Source organism: Streptacidiphilus fuscans (assembly GCF_015690355.1).
Classification (GTDB): Bacteria; Actinomycetota; Actinomycetes; order Streptomycetales; family Streptomycetaceae; genus Streptacidiphilus; species Streptacidiphilus fuscans.
On the sequence record NZ_JADPRT010000011.1, the window covers coordinates 38,698 to 59,721 of the forward strand.

General features: G+C 70.5%; 19 protein-coding genes and 1 pseudogene. 15 read left to right on the forward strand and 5 right to left on the reverse strand.

From position 1 onward, the window contains the following. Positions 1-238 precede the first annotated feature (238 nt). Both I2501_RS24635 and I2501_RS24640 read left to right on the forward strand, forming a co-directional pair. A complete protein-coding gene (locus I2501_RS24635) occupies positions 239-964 on the forward strand; it encodes a response regulator transcription factor (protein ID WP_196196388.1) in 726 nt (241 codons plus the stop codon). Next, positions 961-2,562: a sensor histidine kinase gene (locus tag I2501_RS24640; protein WP_328806594.1), complete on the forward strand. Its 1,602-nt coding sequence runs from the start codon at positions 961-963 to the stop codon at positions 2,560-2,562. The genes I2501_RS24635 and I2501_RS24640 overlap by 4 nt, the downstream gene beginning before the upstream one ends. Here the strand turns inward: I2501_RS24640 and I2501_RS24645 are convergent. The 3 genes from I2501_RS24645 to I2501_RS24655 form a co-directional block, all read right to left on the reverse strand. Then, complete coding sequence (locus I2501_RS24645) at positions 2,496-2,747, reverse strand: hypothetical protein (protein ID WP_196196389.1); 252 nt, start codon at positions 2,745-2,747, stop codon at positions 2,496-2,498. The genes I2501_RS24640 and I2501_RS24645 overlap by 67 nt on opposite strands. Before the next feature lie 513 nt (positions 2,748-3,260). Beyond that, a complete protein-coding gene (locus tag I2501_RS24650) occupies positions 3,261-3,914 on the reverse strand; it encodes an MBL fold metallo-hydrolase (protein WP_196196390.1) in 654 nt (217 codons plus the stop codon). 4 nt (positions 3,915-3,918) lie between these two features. Then, positions 3,919-4,701: a maleylpyruvate isomerase family mycothiol-dependent enzyme gene (locus tag I2501_RS24655; protein WP_236047142.1), complete on the reverse strand. Its 783-nt coding sequence runs from the start codon at positions 4,699-4,701 to the stop codon at positions 3,919-3,921. A gap of 294 nt (positions 4,702-4,995) precedes the next feature. Here I2501_RS24655 and uvrA point away from each other — a divergent pair. From uvrA to I2501_RS24710, 11 genes and pseudogenes are all read left to right on the forward strand, one after another. Further along, positions 4,996-7,908 (forward strand): annotated as a pseudogene (uvrA, locus tag I2501_RS24660) (excinuclease ABC subunit UvrA); the annotation flags it as partial. Positions 7,909-8,109: 201 nt separating this feature from the next. Next, entirely contained in the window at positions 8,110-8,571 is a 462-nt protein-coding gene (locus I2501_RS24665; protein WP_196196581.1) for a Rieske (2Fe-2S) protein, read from the forward strand. Between the two features lie 193 nt (positions 8,572-8,764). Then, the gene (uvrC, locus tag I2501_RS24670) at positions 8,765-10,708 is read left to right on the forward strand and encodes an excinuclease ABC subunit UvrC (RefSeq protein ID WP_196196392.1); all 1,944 of its coding nucleotides are present in this window, start codon (positions 8,765-8,767) and stop codon (positions 10,706-10,708) included. A gap of 139 nt (positions 10,709-10,847) precedes the next feature. Beyond that, complete coding sequence (gene rapZ / locus I2501_RS24675) at positions 10,848-11,753, forward strand: RNase adapter RapZ (RefSeq protein WP_215909986.1); 906 nt, start codon at positions 10,848-10,850, stop codon at positions 11,751-11,753. A gap of 96 nt (positions 11,754-11,849) precedes the next feature. Further along, the gene (locus I2501_RS24680) at positions 11,850-12,836 is read left to right on the forward strand and encodes a gluconeogenesis factor YvcK family protein (protein ID WP_196196393.1); all 987 of its coding nucleotides are present in this window, start codon (positions 11,850-11,852) and stop codon (positions 12,834-12,836) included. Further along, the gene (whiA, locus tag I2501_RS24685; protein WP_196196394.1) at positions 12,827-13,807 is read left to right on the forward strand and encodes a DNA-binding protein WhiA; all 981 of its coding nucleotides are present in this window, start codon (positions 12,827-12,829) and stop codon (positions 13,805-13,807) included. The genes I2501_RS24680 and whiA overlap by 10 nt, the downstream gene beginning before the upstream one ends. 296 nt (positions 13,808-14,103) lie before the next feature. After that, complete coding sequence (gene gap, locus I2501_RS24690) at positions 14,104-15,108, forward strand: type I glyceraldehyde-3-phosphate dehydrogenase (protein WP_196196395.1); 1,005 nt, start codon at positions 14,104-14,106, stop codon at positions 15,106-15,108. 137 nt (positions 15,109-15,245) lie between these two features. Continuing rightward, positions 15,246-16,463, forward strand: coding sequence for a phosphoglycerate kinase (locus I2501_RS24695; protein ID WP_196196396.1), 1,218 nt, complete (start codon positions 15,246-15,248; stop codon positions 16,461-16,463). Positions 16,464-16,474: 11 nt separating this feature from the next. Beyond that, positions 16,475-17,269, forward strand: a complete 795-nt coding sequence (gene tpiA / locus I2501_RS24700) for a triose-phosphate isomerase (protein ID WP_196196397.1) — start codon at positions 16,475-16,477, stop codon at positions 17,267-17,269. Between the two features lie 132 nt (positions 17,270-17,401). Beyond that, positions 17,402-17,641, forward strand: coding sequence for a preprotein translocase subunit SecG (gene secG / locus I2501_RS24705; protein ID WP_196196398.1), 240 nt, complete (start codon positions 17,402-17,404; stop codon positions 17,639-17,641). Between the two features lie 246 nt (positions 17,642-17,887). Then, positions 17,888-18,175 (forward strand): RNA polymerase-binding protein RbpA, encoded by a 288-nt coding sequence (locus I2501_RS24710; RefSeq protein WP_042363813.1) that lies wholly within the window; start codon positions 17,888-17,890, stop codon positions 18,173-18,175. A 178-nt stretch (positions 18,176-18,353) separates the two neighbouring features. On the opposite strand, the gene I2501_RS24715 is transcribed toward I2501_RS24710, so the two are convergent. Beyond that, on the reverse strand, positions 18,354-19,466 hold the full coding sequence (locus I2501_RS24715) for an LLM class flavin-dependent oxidoreductase (RefSeq protein WP_196196399.1): 1,113 nt from the start codon (positions 19,464-19,466) through the stop codon (positions 18,354-18,356). Positions 19,467-19,556: 90 nt separating this feature from the next. On the opposite strand from I2501_RS24715, the gene I2501_RS24720 reads away from it, so the two are divergent. Next, positions 19,557-20,144: a PadR family transcriptional regulator gene (locus tag I2501_RS24720; RefSeq protein ID WP_196196400.1), complete on the forward strand. Its 588-nt coding sequence runs from the start codon at positions 19,557-19,559 to the stop codon at positions 20,142-20,144. A gap of 54 nt (positions 20,145-20,198) precedes the next feature. Beyond that, positions 20,199-20,750, forward strand: coding sequence for a hypothetical protein (locus tag I2501_RS24725; protein WP_196196401.1), 552 nt, complete (start codon positions 20,199-20,201; stop codon positions 20,748-20,750). Here the strand turns inward: I2501_RS24725 and I2501_RS24730 are convergent. Beyond that, positions 20,723-20,920 carry a ribbon-helix-helix domain-containing protein gene (locus I2501_RS24730; RefSeq protein ID WP_196196402.1) on the reverse strand — a complete coding sequence of 66 codons (198 nt, stop codon included), beginning with the start codon at positions 20,918-20,920 and terminating at the stop codon, positions 20,723-20,725. The genes I2501_RS24725 and I2501_RS24730 overlap by 28 nt on opposite strands. Positions 20,921-21,024: the final 104 nt, after the last annotated feature.

Consider the following 21,024-nt stretch of genomic DNA (forward strand, 5'->3'; position numbering starts at 1 on the left):
GGGCGCTGTGGCGACCCTGTGAGGCCTGCTCGTACGCGTGCGGCCGTACCGATCCTGGGGCAACCGTGACAGCGCAGATTCTCAGTTGGCTATGAGTGCGATCACGGCAAAAGGGCGAACGACCTGGCGTTTTCCCAGCTCAGGACGGATGCGAACAAGGCGCTCCGGACGCTTCTCGTGGGCGGGATCTCATGGCATTCTCATGGCTGCACCACCCACCTGCCGCAGAATGGGCCCCATGTCGCACGCCAACGCCCCGGAGACCCCTGCCGTCGCGCCGCGCCGCATCCTCGTCGTCGACGACGAGCCCGACCTTGTCGAGGTCCTCTGCGGAGCCCTGCGCTACGAGGGCTGGGAGGCCCAGGGCGCGGCCAGCGGCCAGGAGGCGGTCCGCATCGCCGCGCAGTGGCGACCCGACGCGGTCGTGCTGGACATGATGCTGCCCGACTTCGACGGCCTCGAAGTGCTGCGCAGGATCCACGCTGAGCGCCCCGAGGTGCGGGTGCTCTTCCTCACCGCGCGGGACGCCGTCGAGGACCGGATCGGCGGGATCGCCGCAGGCGGGGACGACTACGTGACCAAGCCGTTCAGCCTGGCCGAGGTCGTGGTCCGGCTGCGTGGCCTGCTCCGTCGCGCCGAGCCGCAACCGGTCGTCGCCGACGAGGGGACGCTCTCGCTGGCCGACCTGATCCTGGACGAGCGCTCGCACGAGGTCAGCCGGGGCGGCGAGCTGGTCGAGCTCAGCCCCACCGAGTACGCGCTGCTGCGCTACTTGCTCAAGCACCCGCGTCGCGTGCTGAGCAAGGCTCAGATCCTGGACGCGGTCTGGTCCTACGACTTCGGCGGGCAGGCCCACGTGGTCGAGCTCTACATCAGCTACCTCCGGAAGAAGATCGACCACGGCCGCGAGCCGCTGATCCACACGGTCCGCGGCGCGGGGTACCTGATCAAGGCTCCCGCGTGAGGCTGCGCCGCCCACACCTCCCGCGCACCCTGCGTGGACGGTTGATCGCCGGACTGCTCGCGCTGCTGGTGGTCACCTGCGCGGGCGTCGGGTTGGCGACCACCGCCGAACTGCACCGCTTCCTGGTCGCCAAGGTCGACCAGCAACTCGTCGACACCGGTGGCCGCTACGCCGCCAGCTTCGAGCACGAGAGCCACGGCGACACCCGCGCCCAGTCCGTCGGGACGTTCGGCGCGCGACTTGTGGACGACAAGGTCATCGCGTGCGGTGTGGTCGACGGCGACGCCGACGACCTCGTCGGCGGCGACCCCGACGACCATCCGAAGCTCGACGCCCACGACCAGGGGCGCCTGGCCGCGCTTCCGGTGGGTGGCCCGCCGCACGAGGTGCGGTTGGACGGCCTCGGCGACTTCCGGATGATGGCCCAGCGCGGTGGCGAGGGCGACGTCCTGGTCACCGGCCTGCCGCTGAGTCAGGTCGAGGGCACCGTCCGGCAGTTGATCCTGGTCGAGGTGCTGGTCTTCTCGGTCGCGTTGGCGATCACCGCGGTGGCCGGGACGCTCTGGGTGCGGCTGGCGCTGCGCCCGCTGGACCGGGTGGCGGGCACCGCCGAGCGGGTCAGTGGCCTGCCGCTGGCCAGCGGCGAGGTCGCGCTGCGCGAGCGCGTCCCCGACCAGGACCCGGAGACCGAGGTCGGCCGGGTCGGCGTCGCGCTCAACCGGATGCTCGGCCATGTCGAGGACGCGCTGGCCCAACGCCAGTCCGTCGAGGAGCGGTTGCGTGGCTTCGCGGCCGACGCCAGCCACGAGCTGCGCACCCCGGTCGCCTCCATCCGCGGCCACGCGGAGCTCGCGCTCCGACATCCGACGCCCACCCCGGACCCGGTCCGCCACTCGCTCCAGCGGATCGAGGCGGAGTCGCTGCGGATGGGCGCGATCGTCGAGGACCTGCTGCTCCTGGCCCGCCTCGACGCGGGCCGTCCCCTGGCCTCGACCGAGGTCGACCTCACCCGCCTCGCCCTCGACTGCACCTCGGACGCGCGGGCGGCCGGCCCGGAGCACCGGTGGCGGCTGAAGCTCCCGGAGGAGCCGGTCCTCATCGTGGGCGACCCGGACCGCCTCCGCCAGGTCGTCGCCAACCTGCTGGCCAACGCCCGCACCCACACCCCAGCGGGCACCGAGGTCACCCTCGCCCTCTCCCGCCTGGAGCCGGCCCCTGATCCTGTCTCGGCTTCGGCTTCGACCCCGGATTCGACCCCGGCTTCGGCCTCGACCTCGGCCTCCGACCCGGGCACGGTCCTGCTCACCGTCACCGACACCGGCCCGGGCATCCCGCCCGACCTCCTGCCGCACGTCTTCGAACGCTTCGTCCGCGGCGACCGCGCCCGCACCCGCGCCACCGGCTCCACCGGCCTCGGCCTCGCCATCGTCCACGCCGTCGCCACCGCCCACGGCGGCTCCGTCCACGTCGACTCCCACCCGGGCCGGACGGTGTTCGAGGTCCGCCTGCGGGGTGAGGGGCAGGTCCGCGCTCAGTCGGACGCGGGCTCGGACCTCTGCTCGAAGCCGGGGCAGGTCAGGACGGGGAGCCGCGGGTAGCGCGGGAGCTGCGCGTCCCAGGTGGCGCGGGTGCAGCGCAGGTAGGCCGTCCCCCGGCGGGTCTCGTTCAGGTGCACGTGCGCGCAGGTTGCACAGAGCCCGGGCTCCGCGCCGAGCTTGGCCACAACGCTCACGTCCGGGGCCAGGCTCCGGCCGTCGGTCGCGGGGGTCGGATCGGTCGACATGGGGACGACCCTACGCCGCCACTGCTTCAGGGACGGTGACCGGGACACGCGGGCGCCTGCGCCGGAATCCGGCGGGCAACCGGTACCTGCAGCGAGACCTCAACCTCGTCGGAGCCCCCGTCCGGTCGGCCGGTCGGGGGCTGTCCGGTCCTGCTCGGGATGCGCGCTCGCGGCTCCACGCCGATTGTTGAGCCATGCGAGTCGTCACGTGGATAGAGCAGGGCCTGGACCCAGCCTCCGGCGGTCCGGTCCGCTGGCGCGTCTTCCACGCGGCCGACGGTCCTCAGTGGACTCTGTGCGAGAAGAGCACCAGCGCGCTGCATCCGGTCCCTGCCGCCTTCGGATCATGGCCCCCGACTCCCAAGGACCACGACAGCATCTGCCCCACGTGCGAGGCGCGAGCCGACGAGCCGCTGGCCTTCTGAGGTCAGCCCCAGCCCGGCACCGAGGCAGTGCGCACCCGACGCATCGTCACCGCTCTTGCCGGCCGAGTTCGCGCAGACTGCCGGTCTGTCACCAGCCCCGGGACTCCCACTCCGCCAGGTGCGGGCGCTCCGTGCCGAGCGTGGTGTCGTCGCCGTGGCCCGGGTAGACCCAGGTCTCGTCTGGGAGCGGGGCGAAGAGCTTGGTGCTCACGTCGTGGAAGAGGCTGCGGAACGCCGCCGGGTCGCCCCAGGTGTTGCCGACGCCGCCCGGGAAGAGGCAGTCGCCGGTGAACAGGTGCGGATGCCCCTGCGGGTCGTCGTAGAGCAGGACGATCGCGCCCGGGGTGTGGCCGACCAGGTGGCGGACCGTCAGCTGGACCTGGCCGACGTTGACGGTGTCGCCGTCGTCGAGCAGGACGTCCGTCGGGACGGGGATGCCGTCCGCGTCGATCCGCCCGGCCGCCGTCCGCGCTCCGGTGGCGCGGACGACGTCGGCGAGGGCGTTCCAGTGGTCCTGGTGCCGGTGCGTGGTCACCACGGTGGCGAGGCTGTCGCCGACGGACTCCAGGAGGATGTGCGCGTCGGCGGCGGCGTCGATCAGCAACTGCTCGTCCGTCGCGCGGCAGCGCAGCAGATAGGCGTTGTTGTTCATGGGGCCCACGGCGATCTTGGTGATCACCAGATGCGCCAACTCCCGGACGTCCGGGGCCCCGCCGACCTTCACCGCTCCGTGGTACGTCATGGGATCAGCCTAGCGGCGGCAGCACCGGGAGGCTGAGCGTCCCCTCCCCGCCCGTGACGGAACCCTCGCCCGTGACGGAACCCTCGCCCGCGACGGAACCGCGCACGGTGAGCGTCGAGCCGTCGGACCGGCCGGTCAGCCAGGCCAGCAGCGCGTGGCCGGGGCCGGAGACGGTCAGCTCCGCCGTGTCCGCCGAGCGGCCCGTGGTGAGGGCCTCGCCGCCCTCGGGCACGAGCGCGATCGACGGGACCTCCGCCCTTCCGGAGAACTGCGCCGCGACGTGCGACAGTTGCGTCGCCACCCAGCTTGCGGGCCAGTCGGCGGGGGAGTACAGGGCCGGAAGACCCAGGTCGACGTGGTGGTACTCGACCTCCTGGCGCCGCTTCGCCGGGACCTGGGCGACCGGGAGCGGGCCGAGGCGGTGCGCCGCTGTGCGCGACCAGGCGTCGTCCGTCATCGCGGCGACGCCCGCGTCGAAGCGGGCCGCGCTCGCGCGCAGGTCGTCGAGCTGCTCCGCGAGGGAGCTCTTGGCGCCGTTCTCGATCTCCTGGTTGCGGGCCTCGACGCTCGCGTACATCGGGATCGTCTCGCCGGCCCGCGCGCCGGTCAGCAGGTTGAGCAGGGCGTCGGCGTTGCGCGCGATGTGGGCCAGGACGTGGCCGCGGGTCCAGCCGGGCAGCAGCGACGCCTCGCCGAGCTGCGCCGCGTCCATCGCCTCGACCGTGGCCAGCAGCCGGGCGGTCGACTCGGCCAGGGCGGGAATGTCAGTGGTGGGTGCGATGCTCAATCTATGTCCCTCATCTCGGCTTGCATCCATCATTGCCGCGCTGTCGGTGCCGTAGCAGGCACCGGTCGTGTCCCGGAGCACTTCCGCATCGTTCCCACGAGTGGAGGCCCCACGCGTTAGCGTTTCATCCGTTCGGGCGAACACTGTCGATTGCCTCAAAAATCGAACACGTGCTCCCATTACTCTGGAATGGTTCTCCGTACCCACCGAGCTCCCGACTGGGCTGCTCGACGAGCCCTTGGCACACCCGTGGGTACATCCCCGTACACCCCCGCTTTTGAAGGGCGCAGTAGCGTGGCAGACCGCCTCATCGTCCGCGGTGCTCGCGAGCACAACCTCAAGAACGTCTCGCTCGACCTGCCGCGCGACTCCCTGATCGTCTTCACCGGTCTCTCGGGCTCAGGCAAGTCGTCCCTGGCCTTCGACACGATCTTCGCCGAGGGCCAGCGTCGCTACGTCGAGTCGCTGTCCTCCTACGCCAGGCAGTTCCTCGGCCAGATGGACAAGCCCGACGTCGACTTCATCGAGGGCCTGTCGCCGGCCGTCTCCATCGACCAGAAGTCCACCTCCCGCAACCCGCGGTCGACGGTGGGCACGATCACCGAGGTCTACGACTACCTCCGGCTGCTCTTCGCGCGGATCGGCCACCCGCACTGTCCCGAGTGCGGCCGCCCGATCGCCCGGCAGTCGCCGCAGCAGATCGTCGACAAGGTGCTTGAGCTGCCCGAGGGCACCCGGTTCCAGCTGCTCAGCCCGCTGGTCAAGGGCCGCAAGGGCGAGTTCGTCGACCTCTTCGCCGACCTGCAGACCAAGGGCTACTCCCGCGCCCGCGTCGACGGCTCGACGATCCAGCTGAGCGAGCCGCCCACGCTGAAGAAGCAGGAGAAGCACACCATCGAGGTGGTCGTCGACCGCCTCACGGTCAAGAAGAGCGCCCAGCGGCGCCTGACCGACTCGGTGGAGACGGCCCTCGGCCTCTCCGGCGGCACGGTCGTGCTCGACTTCGTCGACCTCCCCGAGGACGACCCGGAGCGCGAGCGCATGTACTCCGAGCACCTCTACTGCACCTACGACGACCTGTCGTTCGAGGAGCTGGAGCCGCGCTCGTTCTCCTTCAACTCGCCCTTCGGCGCCTGTCCGGAGTGCACCGGCATCGGCACCCGCATGGAGGTCGACCCGGAGCTGATCGTCCCCGACGAGGAGAAGTCCCTCGACGAGGGCGCGATCCACCCCTGGTCGCACGGCCACATCAAGGACTACCACCTGCGGCTGATCAAGGCGCTCGGCAAGGAGTTGGGCTTCCGCACCGACATCCCCTGGGCGGGCCTGCCGGCGCGCGCCAAGAAGGCGCTGCTCTACGGCCACAAGACCGAGATCGAGGTCAAGTTCACCAACCGCTACGGCCGTGAGCGCTCCTACATCACCGGCTTCGAGGGTGCGGTCCCGTTCGTCCAGCGCCGTCACGCCGACGCGGAGAGCGACAGCGCGCGCGAGCGCTTCGAGGGCTACATGCGCGAGACCGCCTGCCCGGCGTGCCATGGCGCGCGCCTCAAGCCGGTGGTGCTCGCCGTGAAGATGGCGGGCCGCTCGATCTCCGACGTCTCCTCGATGTCGATCAGCGACTGCGCCGAGTTCCTCGGTGAGATGAAGCTGACGGCACGTGAGAAGACGATCGCCGAGCGGGTGTTGAAGGAGGTCAACGAGCGGCTGAAGTTCCTGGTCGACGTCGGCCTGGACTACCTCTCGCTCGACCGTGCCGCCGGCACCCTCTCCGGTGGCGAGGCGCAGCGCATCCGTCTGGCGACGCAGATCGGCTCCGGCCTGGTCGGCGTGCTCTACGTGCTGGACGAGCCGTCCATCGGCCTGCACCAGCGCGACAACCACCGCCTGATCGAGACCCTGGTCCGGCTACGCGACCTCGGCAACACGCTGATCGTCGTCGAGCACGACGAGGACACCATCCGCACCGCCGACTGGGTCGTCGACATCGGCCCCGGCGCGGGCGAGCACGGCGGGCACGTGGTCCACTCCGGCTCCCGCGAGGGCCTGTTGGCCAACAAGAAGTCGCTCACCGGCGCGTACCTCTCCGGCCGCAAGGCGATCCCGATCCCGGAGATGCGCCGCCCGCTCGACCCGAAGCGCAAGATCACCGTCCACGGCGCGCGCGAGCACAACCTGCGCGACGTCGACGTCGCCTTCCCGCTGGGTCTCTTCACGGCGGTGACGGGTGTCTCCGGCTCGGGCAAGTCGACGCTGGTCAACGACATCCTCTACACCCACCTGGCGCGCGAGCTGAACGGCGCGCGCAGCGTCCCGGGCCGCCACACCCGGGTGACGGGCACGGACCTGGTCGACAAGGTCGTCCACGTCGACCAGTCGCCGATCGGCCGCACCCCGCGGTCCAACCCGGCCACGTACACCGGCGTCTTCGACCACGTGCGCAAGCTGTTCGCGGAGACGACGGAGGCGAAGGTCCGCGGCTACCTGCCGGGCCGCTTCTCCTTCAACGTCAAGGGCGGCCGCTGCGAGAACTGCGCGGGCGACGGCACGATCAAGATCGAGATGAACTTCCTGCCGGACGTCTACGTCCCGTGCGAGGTCTGCCATGGCGCCCGCTACAACCGGGAGACGCTCGACGTCCACTACAAGGGCAAGTCCATCGCCGAGGTCCTGGACATGCCGATCGAGGAGGGGCTCGAGTTCTTCGAGGCGGTCCCCGCGATCGCGCGGTACCTGCGCACCCTGGTCGACGTCGGCCTCGGCTACGTCCGGCTGGGCCAGTCCGCGACGACCCTGTCGGGCGGCGAGGCGCAGCGCGTCAAGCTCGCGTCGGAGCTGCAGAAGCGCAGCAACGGTCGGACGATCTACGTCCTGGACGAGCCGACGACGGGCCTGCACTTCGAGGACATCAGCAAGCTGATCAAGATGCTGACGGGCCTGGTGGACAAGGGCAACTCGGTGATCGTCATCGAGCACAACCTCGACGTCATCAAGACCGCGGACTGGGTCATCGACATGGGCCCGGAGGGCGGCGCGGGCGGCGGCATGGTCGTCGCCGAGGGCACCCCGGAGCAGGTCGCCGCGGTCGGCGAGAGCCACACCGGCAAGTTCCTGCGCGACATCCTGGGTGAGGACCGCGTCTTCGACGAGGCGGCGGCGCCGGCGAAGCCCAAGAAGACGGTGAGGAAGAAGGCGGCAGCGAAGAAGTAGGTGCACGTGCACCCAGGGGCGCGCGCCCCTGGGTGCACGTGCAACCACGTGCGGAGTGAAAGCAGACGCTCGCCTCAAGGTAAGGGCAGATCCCCCACCAACGTTCCTCACAGCTGCGCGGCTTATCGTGGCTCTCGATGCCTCTGTGACCGCGGGGGCCCGGATTCCGTTGGAGCGCGTGCAGCGATGAGCACCGAGATGACCACCCCCGCCGACCCTGCCGCTGCCCCCGCCGCTGCCGCCGTGCCCGCGTCCGAGGGCTGCTGCAGGCGACAGCTGCTCCGCGGCGCCGCCGCAGTGGGGCTCGCGGGTGTCGGAGTGGTCGCGCTGTCGGCCTGCTCCGCGGGGGCGCCCGCGCCCAAGGGGCCGGTGACGCTCGGTGCGGCCACCGACGTGCCGGTGGGCGGCGGCAAGCTCTACAGCGCGCAGCAGTGCGTCGTGACCCAGCCGACCGCCGGCACGTACAAGGCGTTCAGCGCCGTCTGCACCCACGCGGGCTGCCTGGTCGACGGCGTCTCCAACGGCGTGATCTCCTGCCCGTGCCACGGCAGCGAGTTCAAGACCACCGACGGTTCCGTCGTCCAGGGCCCGGCCTCCGCGCCGCTGCCGTCCATCCCGCTCGCGGTCACGAACGGCAAGCTCGTCGCCACCTTCAGCTGAGGACGCGCCGCCGCTCGACGGTGGACGCGCTCGCGTGAGCGGATGATCGCCCGGACCTGGGAACAGGCGCGGATCTGACAGACCTGCGCGCTAGGGTCGTAGATGTCGCTGTGGGGCCTCCCGCAGCGGTGTCCACGCATGTCACGACCGCGCGGGAGTGGGTCGGTGGCAGTCCGTACGCATGGGGGAAGTGATGGCCGACCCGTCCACCTACCGGCCCGCGCCGGGGCAGATTCCGGACTCGCCCGGGGTGTACAAGTTCCGGGACGCCGACGGGCGGGTGATCTACGTCGGCAAGGCGAAGAGCCTGCGCCAGCGGCTGGCCAACTACTTCCAGGACCTGGCGGGCCTGCACCCGCGTACGCGCACGATGGTGACCACGGCCGCCTCGGTCGAGTGGACGGTCGTCGGCACCGAGGTCGAGGCGCTCCAGCTGGAGTACAGCTGGATCAAGGAGTTCGACCCGCGCTTCAACGTCAAGTACCGGGACGACAAGAGCTATCCCTCCCTCGCGGTCACGCTGAACGAGGAGTTCCCGCGCGTCCAGGTGATGCGTGGGCCGAAGAAGCGCGGCGTGCGGTACTTCGGTCCCTACGGCCACGCCTGGGCGATCCGGGAGACGGTCGACCTGATGCTGCGCGTCTTCCCGGTGCGCACTTGCTCGGCCGGGGTGTTCAAGCGGGCGGAGCAGATCGGGCGGCCCTGCCTGCTCGGGTACATCGGCAAGTGCTCCGCGCCCTGCGTCGGGCGGATCTCCGCCGAGGACCACCGCGAACTGGCCGAGGAGTTCTGCGACTTCATGTCCGGCCACGCCGCGGGCTACCTGCGGCGGCTGGAGACGCAGATGCGCGAGGCCGCCGCCGAGATGGAGTACGAGAAGGCCGGGCGGCTGCGCGACGACATCGAGGCGCTGCGCCGGGCGATGGAGAAGAACGCCGTCGTGCTCGCCGACGGCACCGACGCCGACCTGCTCGCCCTGGCCCAGGACGAGTTGGAGGCCGCGGTGCAGATCTTCCATGTGCGCGGCGGCCGGGTCCGCGGCCAGCGCGGTTGGGTCACCGACAAGGTCGAGCAGGTCGACGCCGCCGGGCTGGTCGAGCACGCCCTGCTCCAGCTCTACGGCGAGGAGCGCGGCGAGGGCGTCCCGCGCGAGGTGCTGGTGCCCGCGCTGCCGGAACCGGTCGAGCCGGTGCTGGCCTGGCTGTCCGAGCGTCGGGGCGCCAAGGTCGACCTGCGTGTCCCGCAGCGCGGTGACAAGCGCGAGCTGATGACCACGGTGGAGCGCAACGCCACCCAGGCGCTGGCCCTGCACAAGACCAAGCGGGCCGCCGACCTCACCACCCGCAGTGTCGCCCTCCAGGAGATCGCCGACGCGCTCGGGTTGGACACCGCGCCGCTGCGGATCGAGTGCTACGACATCTCCCACCTCCAGGGCCAGGACGTGGTCGCGTCCATGGTCGTCTTCGAGGACGGTCTGGCGCGCAAGAGCGAGTACCGCCGCTTTGCGATCAAGAGCTTCGAGGGGCAGGACGACGTCCGGTCCATGCACGAGGTGATCACCCGGCGGTTCAAGCACCAGGAGCAGGCCCCGGCCAAGGACGAAGAGACGGGCAAGGCCCGCCGCTTCGCCTACCCGCCGCAGCTGATCGTCGTCGACGGCGGCCAGCCGCAGGTCGCCGCCGCCCAGCAGGCGCTGACCGAGCTCGGCGTCACTGACGTCGCCCTGTGCGGGCTGGCCAAGCGCCTGGAGGAGGTCTGGCTGCCGGACGAGGACGACCCTGTCGTCCTGCCGCGTTCCAGCGAGGGCCTCTACCTGCTCCAGCGCGTCCGCGACGAGGCGCACCGGTTCGCGATCACGTACCAGCGCCAGAAGCGCGCCAAGCGCGCCACCGCCAGCGGGCTGGACGCCGTGCCCGGCCTGGGGGAGGCCCGACGGCAGGCGCTGATCAAGCATTTCGGTTCGGTCAAGAAGCTCCGCGCCGCCACGATCGACGAGATCTGCGAGGTCCCCGGCGTCGGCCGCCGCACGGCCGAGGCCGTCGCCGCCGCCCTGGCCGCCGGCAAGCCGGCTGCACCTGCAGTCAACATGAGCACGGGGGAGATTTTGGAAGAGTCGCACGGAGAAAACGTCACCTGATCCCAGTAACGTCACTCCATGGAGTGACTAGGGGAAGCCGCAGACGACCGCAAGCGTTGTTTGTACTGATGCGACCGAAAGCGGGGAGATCGTAGTGAGTACGCCGGAGCCTCAACGGCAAGTGCAGACGCCGCCGGAGCTGCCTCTGGAGCCGCAGTCCGAAACGGGCGAGGCGGACAGTTCCGAGGTCCCGGAGCTGGTGATCATCTCCGGCATGTCGGGCGCCGGACGCAGCACCGCCGCCAAGTGCCTGGAGGACCTCGGCTGGTTCGTCGTCGACAACCTGCCGCCCGCCCTGATACCGACCATGGTCGACCTGGGCGCGCGCTCGCAGGGCGCCGTCGCCCGGATAAGCGCGGTCGTGGACGTCCGCGGCCGGAGCTTCTTCGACGACCTGCGCTCGGCGCTGGACGAGCTGGAGAAGGGCGGGGTCCGGCTTCGGGTGGTCTTCCTGGAGGCCTCCGAGGACGCCCTGGTCCGCCGGTTCGAGAACGTCCGCCGCCCGCACCCGCTCCAGGGTGACGGCCGGATCGTGGACGGCATCGAGCGCGAGCGCGAGCTGCTGCGCGAGCTGCGCGGCGAGGCCGACCTGGTCATCGACACCTCCAACCTCAACGTCCACGAGCTGCGCGCCAAGATGGACGCCCACTTCGCCGACGAGCAGGAGCCCGAACTCCGGGCCACGGTGATGTCGTTCGGGTTCAAGTACGGCCTGCCGGTTGACGCCGACCTGGTGGTCGACTGCCGGTTCCTGCCCAACCCGCACTGGGTCCCCGAGCTGCGCTCCCACACCGGCACCGACGAGGAGGTGGCCCGCTACGTCTTCGACCAGCCGGGCGCCAAGGAGTTCCTCAACGGCTATGTGGAACTGCTGCGGATCGTCACCGAGGGGTACCGCCGCGAGGGAAAGCGATATATGACGATTGCCGTAGGCTGCACCGGAGGAAAGCACCGCAGCGTGGCGATGTCGGAACGGCTGGCCAAGCGCCTCAGCGCCGACGGCCTGGAGACGGTGCTGGTCCACCGGGACATGGGGCGTGAGTGACGGTGCGCGGACGCGGTTGACGTACGCGCGCCTCGAAAAGTGATAGGGGCGCGGGTGGCGGGTAGCTTCAGCGGCAGCGGCGGTCCTCTCCGACAGATGCGGCGCGGCAGCCGCCGCGCCCCGAGAATCACCGCGCTCGGCGGTGGTCGGGGCCTGTCCGCCTCGCTCTCCGCGTTGCGCAGGCTCACCGGGGAGCTCACCGCGGTGGTCACCGTCGCCGACGACGGCGGCTCCAGCGGTCGGCTCCGCGACGAGCTCGGCGTGCTGCCACCCGGCGACCTGCGCAAGGCGCTGGCCGCGCTGTGCGGGGACGACGAGTGGGGCCGCACCTGGTCCGAGGTGATCCAGCACCGGTTCCAGAGCGACGGCGACCTGCACGGCCACGCGGTCGGCAACCTGCTGATCGTGGCCCTGTGGGAGAAGCTCGGCGACCCGGTCCTGGCGCTGGAGTGGGTCGGCCGGCTGCTGGGCGCGCACGGCCGGGTGCTGCCGATGTCGGCGGTGCCGCTGCACATCGAGGCCAGCGTCCGCGGCCTCGACCCTTCGCTGCCCGAGGAGCTCAGCACCGTCCGCGGCCAGGCGGAGGTCGCCGTCACGCCCGGTACCGTGGAGGCGATCCGGCTGCTCCCGGAGAACCCTCCGGCCGTCCCGGAGGCGGTCACCGCGGTCCGCGCCGCGGACTGGGTCGTCCTCGGCCCGGGCTCGTGGTTCACCAGCGTGCTGCCGCACCTCATGGTTCCCCAGCTGCGGGACGCCCTGGCGTCGACGCAGGCCCGCAAGGTCCTGGCGCTCAACCTGGTCGCCCAGCCCGGGGAGACCGAGGGCTTCTCGCCGCAGCGGCACCTGGAGGTGTTCCTGGAGCACGCCCGTGGCGTGGAGTTGGACTTCGTCCTCGCCGACCTCGACGCCGTCGGGGCCGTCGCGGACACCGAGGCGCTGCGCGACGCGGCCAAGCGCCTGGGCGCCGAACTGGTGCTGGCTCCCGTCGCCGCCGGTGACGGCGCGCGACACGACCCGGAGCTTCTGGCCGCAGCGTACGACCGGATCTTCAGAACGCATGGAAGGATCGCGCCATGGCGATGACGGCAGCTGTGAAGGACGAAATCAGTCGGCTTCCCGTCACCCGGGCTTGTTGCCGCAAGGCGGAGGTGTCGGCGATCCTGCGCTTCGCGGGCGGTCTGCACATTGTGAGCGGACGCATCGTGATCGAGGCGGAGCTGGACACCGGCGTCGCGGCGAGGCGGCTGCGCAAGGACCTGCTGGAGATCTTCGGACACTCCTCGGACCTGGTGGTGATGGCCCCCGGCGGGCTGCGCCGAGGCAGTCGGTACGTGGTGCGGGTGGTCAAGGACGGCGATCTGCTGGCCCGGCAGACGGGCTTGGTGGACGGGCGCGGACGCCCGATCCGGGGTCTTCCCCCGGCGGTGGTCTCCGGGGCCACCTGTGACGCGGAGGCGGCGTGGCGCGGGGCGTTCCTCGCGCACGGCTCGCTGACCGAGCCGGGCCGGTCCTCCTCGCTGGAGATCACCTGCCCCGGCTCGGAGGCCGCGCTCGCGCTGGTCGGCGCGGCGCGCAGGCTCGGCATCCCGGCGAAGGCCCGCGAGGTTCGCGGGGTTGACCGGGTGGTCATTCGTGACGGTGATGCGATTGGCGCGCTGTTGACGCGTCTCGGCGCGCACGAGTCGGTGCTGGCCTGGGAGGAGCGCCGGATGCGGCGCGAGGTCCGGGCGACGGCCAACCGCCTGGCCAACTTCGACGACGCGAACCTGCGCAGGTCCGCGCGAGCGGCGGTCGCGGCGGGCGCGCGGGTCCAGCGGGCGTTGGAGATCCTGGGCGACGAGGTCCCCGAGCACCTGGCGGCGGCGGGCCGCCTGCGCATGGAGCACAAGCAGGCCTCCCTGGAGGAGCTGGGCTCCCTCGCCGACCCGCCCCTGACGAAGGACGCGGTCGCGGGCCGGATCCGCCGCCTGCTGGCGATGGCCGACAAGCGCGCGATCGAACTGGGGCTGCCGAACACGGAGCAGAGCCTCACCGAGGAGATGGTCGCGGGCTGAGCGGTAGAGCCTCCGCTCCCACAGGTAGTTGCAACACCCAGGGGCGCGAGGCTCTGCTGACATGCGGCTCCGCCGCGTGGGCGCGACAAGCCACCGACATGCGGATGGTCCTCAATGTTCAGGGCCATCCGCACAGGGTGGTTGCTCGCGCAGTTCCCCGCGCCCCTTGACGTGCCGCGCACGTCGCGGCAGATGTGCTCAAGAACACCTTGCGGAGGTAGGGTCGTTACCGGTCGGGGACATCCCATTCCAGCTCGTCGGCCCCTCGGGCCGACTAACAGCGAGGAGATCGGTTCGTGACGATCCGGGTAGGCATCAACGGTTTTGGCCGTATCGGCCGTAACTACTTCCGTGCCATCGCATCCCAGGGCGCCGACATCGAGGTCGTCGGTGTCAATGACCTGACCGACACCAAGACCCTGGCGCACCTGCTCAAGTACGACTCGACCCTGGGCACCTTCCAGGCCGAGGTCACTCACACGGACGACACCATCACCGTCGATGGCAAGACCTTCAAGGTCACCGCGGAGCGCGACCCCGCCAAGCTCCCCTGGGGAGAGCTCGGCGCAGACATCGTGATCGAGTCCACCGGCATCTTCACCAACGCCGAGGGTGCGAAGAAGCACCTGGCCGCGGGCGCGAAGAAGGTCCTCATCTCGGCTCCGGCCAAGGACGAGGACATCACCATCGTCATGGGCGTCAACGACGACAAGCTCGATGTGACGAAGCAGAGCATCATCTCCAACGCCTCCTGCACCACCAACTGCGTGGCGCCGCTGGCGAAGGTCCTGAACGAGGCGTTCGGCATCGTCACCGGGTTCATGACGACCGTGCACGCCTACACCAACGACCAGGTCACCCTGGACTTCCCGCACAAGGACCTGCGTCGCGCCCGCGCCGCGGCCCTGAGCATCATCCCGACCTCCACCGGTGCCGCCAAGGCCACCGCGCTGGTGCTGCCGGAGCTCAAGGGCAAGCTGGACGGCACCTCGCTGCGCGTCCCGGTCCCCACCGGCTCGATCACCGACCTGGTGGCGACGCTGCAGCGCGAGGTCACCAAGGAGGAGGTCAACGCCGCCTACCAGAAGGCCTCCGAGAGCTCGCTCAAGGGCATCCTGGCGTACAACGAGGACCCGATCGTCTCCCGGGACATCGTCAACTCGCCGTACTCCTGCATCTTCGACGCGCCGCTGACCATGGTCCAGGGCAACCAGGTCAAGGTCTTCGGCTGGTACGACAACGAGTGGGGCTACTCCAACCGTCTGGTGGACCTGACCGCCCTTGTCGGCAGCCAGCTCTGACGGACAGACAGCTCACGGTGTGAGAGGACAGGGTCCGGGCAGTGCCTGCCCGGACCCTGTCCGCGTGCCGTCGGGCAGTAACCTCACTCCGACGACTCCCCAGCCGACCGCCCAGAAGAACAGGAAAACATCTCCACATGCAGACCATCGACGACCTGATCGCCGGGCCGGGTGTCGCCGGCAAGCGCGTCTTCGTCCGGGCCGACCTGAACGTGCCGATGTCCGACGGCCTGATCACCGACGACGGCCGGATCCGGGCCGTGCTGCCCACCATCAAGAAGCTCGTGGAGGCCGACGCCAAGGTCGTCGTCGCCTCGCACCTGGGCCGCCCCAAGGGCGCGCCGGACCCGGCGTTCTCGCTGCTCCAGGCGGCCGAGCGGCTCGCGGAGTTGCTCGGGCAGCCGGTCGCCTTCGCGCAGGACACCGTCGGTCCGGCCGCGCACGACGCCGTGAACGGCCTGGAGCCCGGCCAGGTGGCCGTGATCGAGAACCTGCGGTTCAACCCCGGCGAGACCAGCAAGGACGACGCCGAGCGCGGCGAGTTCGCCGACCAGCTGGCCGCCCTGGCCGACCTCTACGTCGGCGACGGCTTCGGCGCGGTGCACCGCAAGCACGCCTCCGTCTTCGACCTGCCGGCCCGGCTGCCGCACGCGGCCGGCCTGCTGATCGGCGCCGAGGTGGCCGTGCTCAAGCGCCTCACCGAGGACGTCAAGCGTCCGTACGCGGTCGTGCTGGGCGGGGCCAAGGTCTCCGACAAGCTCGCCGTGATCGACAACCTGCTGGGCAAGGCCGACCGGATCCTGGTCGGCGGCGGCATGATGTTCACCTTCCTCGCGGCCCAGGGCCACGAGGTCGGCACCTCGCTGCTGCAGGAGGACCAGATCCCGGCGGTCAAGGAGTACCTGGCCCGCGCCGAGCGCGAGGGCGTGGAGTTCGTGCTCCCCGTCGACGCGCGCGTCTCCGGGAGCTTCCCCGACCTGAAGACCAAGGCCCCGGTCGACGACATCGAGGTCGTCGACGTCAGCGCCATGCCCGCGGGCAAGATGGGCCTGGACATCGGCCCGAAGACCGAGGAGCTGTTCGCGGCCAAGCTGGCCGACGCGAAGACGGTGTTCTGGAACGGCCCGATGGGTGTCTTCGAGCACCCGGCCTTCGCCGACGGCACCCGCGCGGTCGCGCAGGGCCTGCTCGACTCGGAAGCCTTCACCGTCGTCGGCGGTGGCGACTCGGCCGCCGCGGTCCGGCTGCTCGGCTTCGACGAGTCGAAGTTCGGCCACATCTCGACGGGTGGCGGCGCCAGCCTCGAGTACCTGGAAGGCAAGACCCTCCCCGGTCTTGCCGCACTGGAGAAGTGAGCACCCCTGACATGACTGACGTCACCACCCGCAAGCCGCTGATGGCCGGCAACTGGAAGATGAACCTCAACCACCTCGAGGCCATCGCCCACACCCAGAAGCTCGCCTTCGCGCTCAACGACAAGGACTACAAGGCGGTCGAGGTCGCGGTCCTGACCCCGTTCACCGACCTGCGGTCGGTGCAGACCCTGGTCGACGGGGACAAGCTGAAGATCAAGTACGGCGCGCAGGACATCTCCGCGCACGACTCCGGCGCCTACACCGGCGAGATCTCCGGCCCGATGCTGGCCAAGCTCAAGTGCGCCTACGTTGTCATCGGCCACTCCGAGCGCCGCCAGTACCACGGCGAGAACGAGGAGATCGTCAACGGCAAGGTCAAGGCCGCGTTCCGGAACGGCGTCGTGCCGATCCTCTGCGTCGGCGAGGGCCTGGACGTCCGCAAGGCCGGCAACCAGGTCGCCTACACCCTGGCCCAGGTCGAGGGCGCGCTGGACGGCGTCCCGGCCGAGCAGGTCGAGCAAATCGTGATCGCCTACGAGCCGGTCTGGGCCATCGGCACCGGCGAGGTGGCGACCCCCGAGGACGCGCAGGAGGTCTGCGGCGCGATCCGGGTCCGCCTGGCGGAGCTGTACAGCCAGGCGGTGGCCGACAAGGTCCGCATCCTCTACGGCGGTTCGGTCAAGGGCTCCAACGCGGCCGGGATCATGGCCAAGCCGGACGTGGACGGCGCGCTGGTCGGCGGGGCCTCGCTGGACGCGGAGGAGTTCGTCCGTATCGTCCGCTACCGCGATCAGGCCGTCTCCTGAACGACCGGTCGAGCGACTGTTTAGTGAACGGGTTTCCCCGTAGGCTGTCGCATGCCTAAGGTGGTAGGTCCCGGCACTGTAGAGTGCCGGGCCTGCTACCAGCAGACACTCACCTGAAAGATTGGTCCGGCTGTGATCCTCGGCTTTTCGATTGCGTTGATCTTCTTCAGCGTGATGATGGTCATTCTGGTCCTGCTCCACAAGGGCAAGGGCGGCGGCCTGTCCGACATGTTCGGTGGCGGCATGTCCTCCACCGGTGGTGGCTCCGCAGTGGCCGAGCGCAACCTCGACCGGATCACCATTTTCATGGGCGTCGGATGGTTCGTCTGCATCATCATCCTGTCGCTGCTGATGAAGGCCAAGAACGGCTGATTGCGCAGGTCAGCAGGACGCTGTCAGGAGATCTGACGGAGCGTCGCCTCCACGCCTATCATGGGTGACGGTCGTCACCGGCCCGTCCTGACGGGGGTGTGGGGCGACGCTTATGCGTTCCGTACACTAGGACGACCTTCGCCCAGGCCCAGTGGCCGGGTGGTCGCAGTACCGCACCATCACGCAGGGAGTCAGACCGTGGCAAGTGGGAACGCCATCCGTGGCAGCAGGGTCGGGGCCGGCCCGATGGGTGAGGCCGAGCGGGGCGAGTCCGCGCCGCGCCTGCGCATCTCCTTCTGGTGTGCGAACGGGCACGAGACGAAGCCGAGCTTCGCCTCCGATGCGCAGATTCCGGACACGTGGGACTGCCCGCGATGCGGGTTCCCCGCCGGTCAGGACGAAGAGAACCCGCCGGCTCCGCCGCGCACCGAGCCCTACAAGACGCACCTCGCGTACGTCCGCGAGCGCCGCAGCGACGCGGACGGCGAGGCGATCCTCGCCGAGGCGCTGGCCAAGCTGCGCGGCGAGATCTGAACTTTTCGCAGTGAGGTAGTTGCACTGCCCAGGGGCGCGAGAAACCACTGATGAGCGGATGGCCCTGAACGGTCGGGGCTCTACCTGCGTGGGTGGCTTATCGCGCTCACGTGGCGGAGCCGCACATTGGCAGAGTCCCGCGCCCCTGACGCTGCAACTGGCCCCTCGTGCAAAGGGATTACCGGAATCGTGGGATCACGCGTTCCCCCCACTGCCGGATGGTCTCCAAGCACGCCGCCTGCGGCACCGTGCCCATCTGGATCAGGCAGATGACCTCGTCCACGCCGATCTCGGCCAGCCGCTCGACATAGGCCACCGCAGTCTCCGCCGTCCCGTAGGCGTGGTCGACGTTGAAGGTCCCCGTCGCGCTCGGGCGGACCGGAACCCTCGCCTCGTGGAGTCTCGCGACCAGCTCCTCGCGGTGCGAGGCCATCGCCGACGCGTGGTCCGCGTCCGGGGCCGGGTCCTCGACGGGCGAGGGGCCGCCGCCGTACCAGTGGGCGATGGACTCGGCGAAGAAGCGCTGCCCTCGCGTGCCCACCCGGTACGCCTCCTCCGCGTCGTCCAGGACCACCGTCGGACACAGCGCCGCGAAGTGGTCGTTGACCTCGGAGGAGACCAGGCGTGAGCCGTCCCGCGCGGCCAGCGCCGCGTCGTAGACCGCGCGCATCTCGCGGACGTCGTCCGCGCCCGCGAAGCCGAGGACCAGCGCGCCGACGCCGTACTCGGCGGCGGTCCGCAGCGTGTCGTGCTTGCTGCACGCCATGTACAGGGGCGGGTGCGGGAGTTGGACCGGGCGCGGCAGCACCGCGCCGGGGCCGATGTCGATCGAGCCGTGCCACTCGAACTGCTCCTTGCGCCACGCCGCCGCGACAATCCGCAGCGCCTCCTCCACCTGCGGATAGGTGTCCTCGGCCCGGACGCCGAACATCGCCATCTCCTGCGCGGTCGCGCCGCGTCCCGCGCCGAGGTCGACCCGGCCGCCGGAGAGGGCGTCCAGCATCGCGCTGCGCTCGGCGACGCGCAGCGGATGCTGGTAGCCGAAGGGCATGGTGACCACGCCGTGGCCGATCCGGATCCGGGAGGTGCGGGCGGCCACCCAGGTCAGGAAGATCTCCGACGCGCTCATGTGCGCGTACCGGAGCAGGGAGTGGTGCTCGACGGCCCAGACGCGGTCGAAGCCGACCTCCTCGGCGAGGACCGCCTGGTCGACGCAGTCGTGGAGGAGGGCGTGCTCGCGTTCGGGGGTGGGGTGGGCCAGCTGTGCTTCGAAGATCATGGAGAACTTCACGGGCTGCCTCCGATATGCCGAATAGCTATATGACTAGCAGTCATATCCCAAGAAGGGAACGAGCGTTGGCACAGCACGTACACTGCGGGGATGAACGCACTGCCGATCACCGGTTGGGCCGTGCTGGGTCTGCTGTCCTTCGGGCGGGAGCTGTCGGGCTACGACCTGAAGAAGTGGGCGGACCAGAGCATGGGCTTCTTCTACTGGAGCCCGTCGTACAGTCAGATCTACAGCGAGCTGCGGCGGTTGGAGTCCGTCGGCTACGCCGCCTCGGAGGAGGTGCCGGGCGACATCCGTGCCAAGCGCCTCTACCGGATCACGCCGGCCGGAGAGGACGCCCTGCGGGAGTGGGCCGGAACGGCGCCTGTCGAGCCCGCCGTGCTCAAGCACGGGCCGATGCTGCGGCTCTGGCTCGGACACCTCCAGGATCCCGCGCGGCTGCGCGAGACCCTGCACGCCCAACGCGACCTCGCGGAGCAGCGCCGCGCCCAGGCGGCGGCGGACGTCCTCGCGGCCGAGGTGAACCCGGAGTGGATCTTCCCGGTGATGACGCTTCGCTGGGCCGAGCAGTACTACGCGGACGAGCGCGACCGGATGGACCGCATGCTCGCCGACCTCGACGCGGTGGCGAAGCCCACCAAGACCACCAAAGCCGCCAGGGCCAACGGCAAGGGCTGACCGAGGGGATGCGAGGATGACGCGGCCCGCTCCGCTCGATCCTGCGAGGACTCCGTGATCGTCCACACCCGGCCGCTGACCCCACCCCTGCTCCGCGACCTCCTCGCCCTGGCAACCAGCGCCTGGGACCAGGACTCCGTGCAGGCGTTCCTCGACGCGAGCGGCTGGACACCGGCCGACGGAGAGGGCGTGGACACCGGCTCCGGCCACCATCTCGTCCCGGACGACCCGGACTGGTCCAGCGCCGCCCAGCGTGGCTTCCACCTCCCCTTCGCGACAGCCGGCGACGGCGACGAGGAGGTCGAACTGCCGGGCTGGGAACGGGAATCGGGACGCGACGCCTTCGACGCGGCCTGGCGCGCCGCGTGCGCGGTCGTGAGCGGGGAGTTGGGACCGGCGGAGGTGACGCTTCCGGTCGAGGGCACCGCGTGGCAGCTCGCCGCGTGGCGGGCGGGGGAGTCGACGGCCGTGGTCGTGGCGCAGGGGGAGGAGTTCACCAGCTACGGCGAGCTCGACATGGCCGCGCTCTGGCTGCTCCGGCACCCGGCGGACGCCGCCTGGCCGGACTCGGCGGGTTGCTACGCCTGGCTGCTGGGCGAGGGCTGAGACCGGAGGCCGTCGCCCAAGGGGCCGAGCGTGACGCGTAGGTGCTCCGCCTGTGCGTGGATCGACTCGCGCAGCAGCCTGCCCAGCGGAACCCCGGTCCAGCGGGCCGCAGCGCGGAGGACGGCGAGGTCGTCGGCGTCCAGGTGGACGGTGATGCGCTTGATCGTCATGGCCCCATCCTGGCCTGGCACGGCATTCGTCCTCACGCGATGAGGCCCGCCTCCCCCGAAAGGGGGAGACGGGCCTCATTGTCGTTCACCGCGTCCGGGCTTCG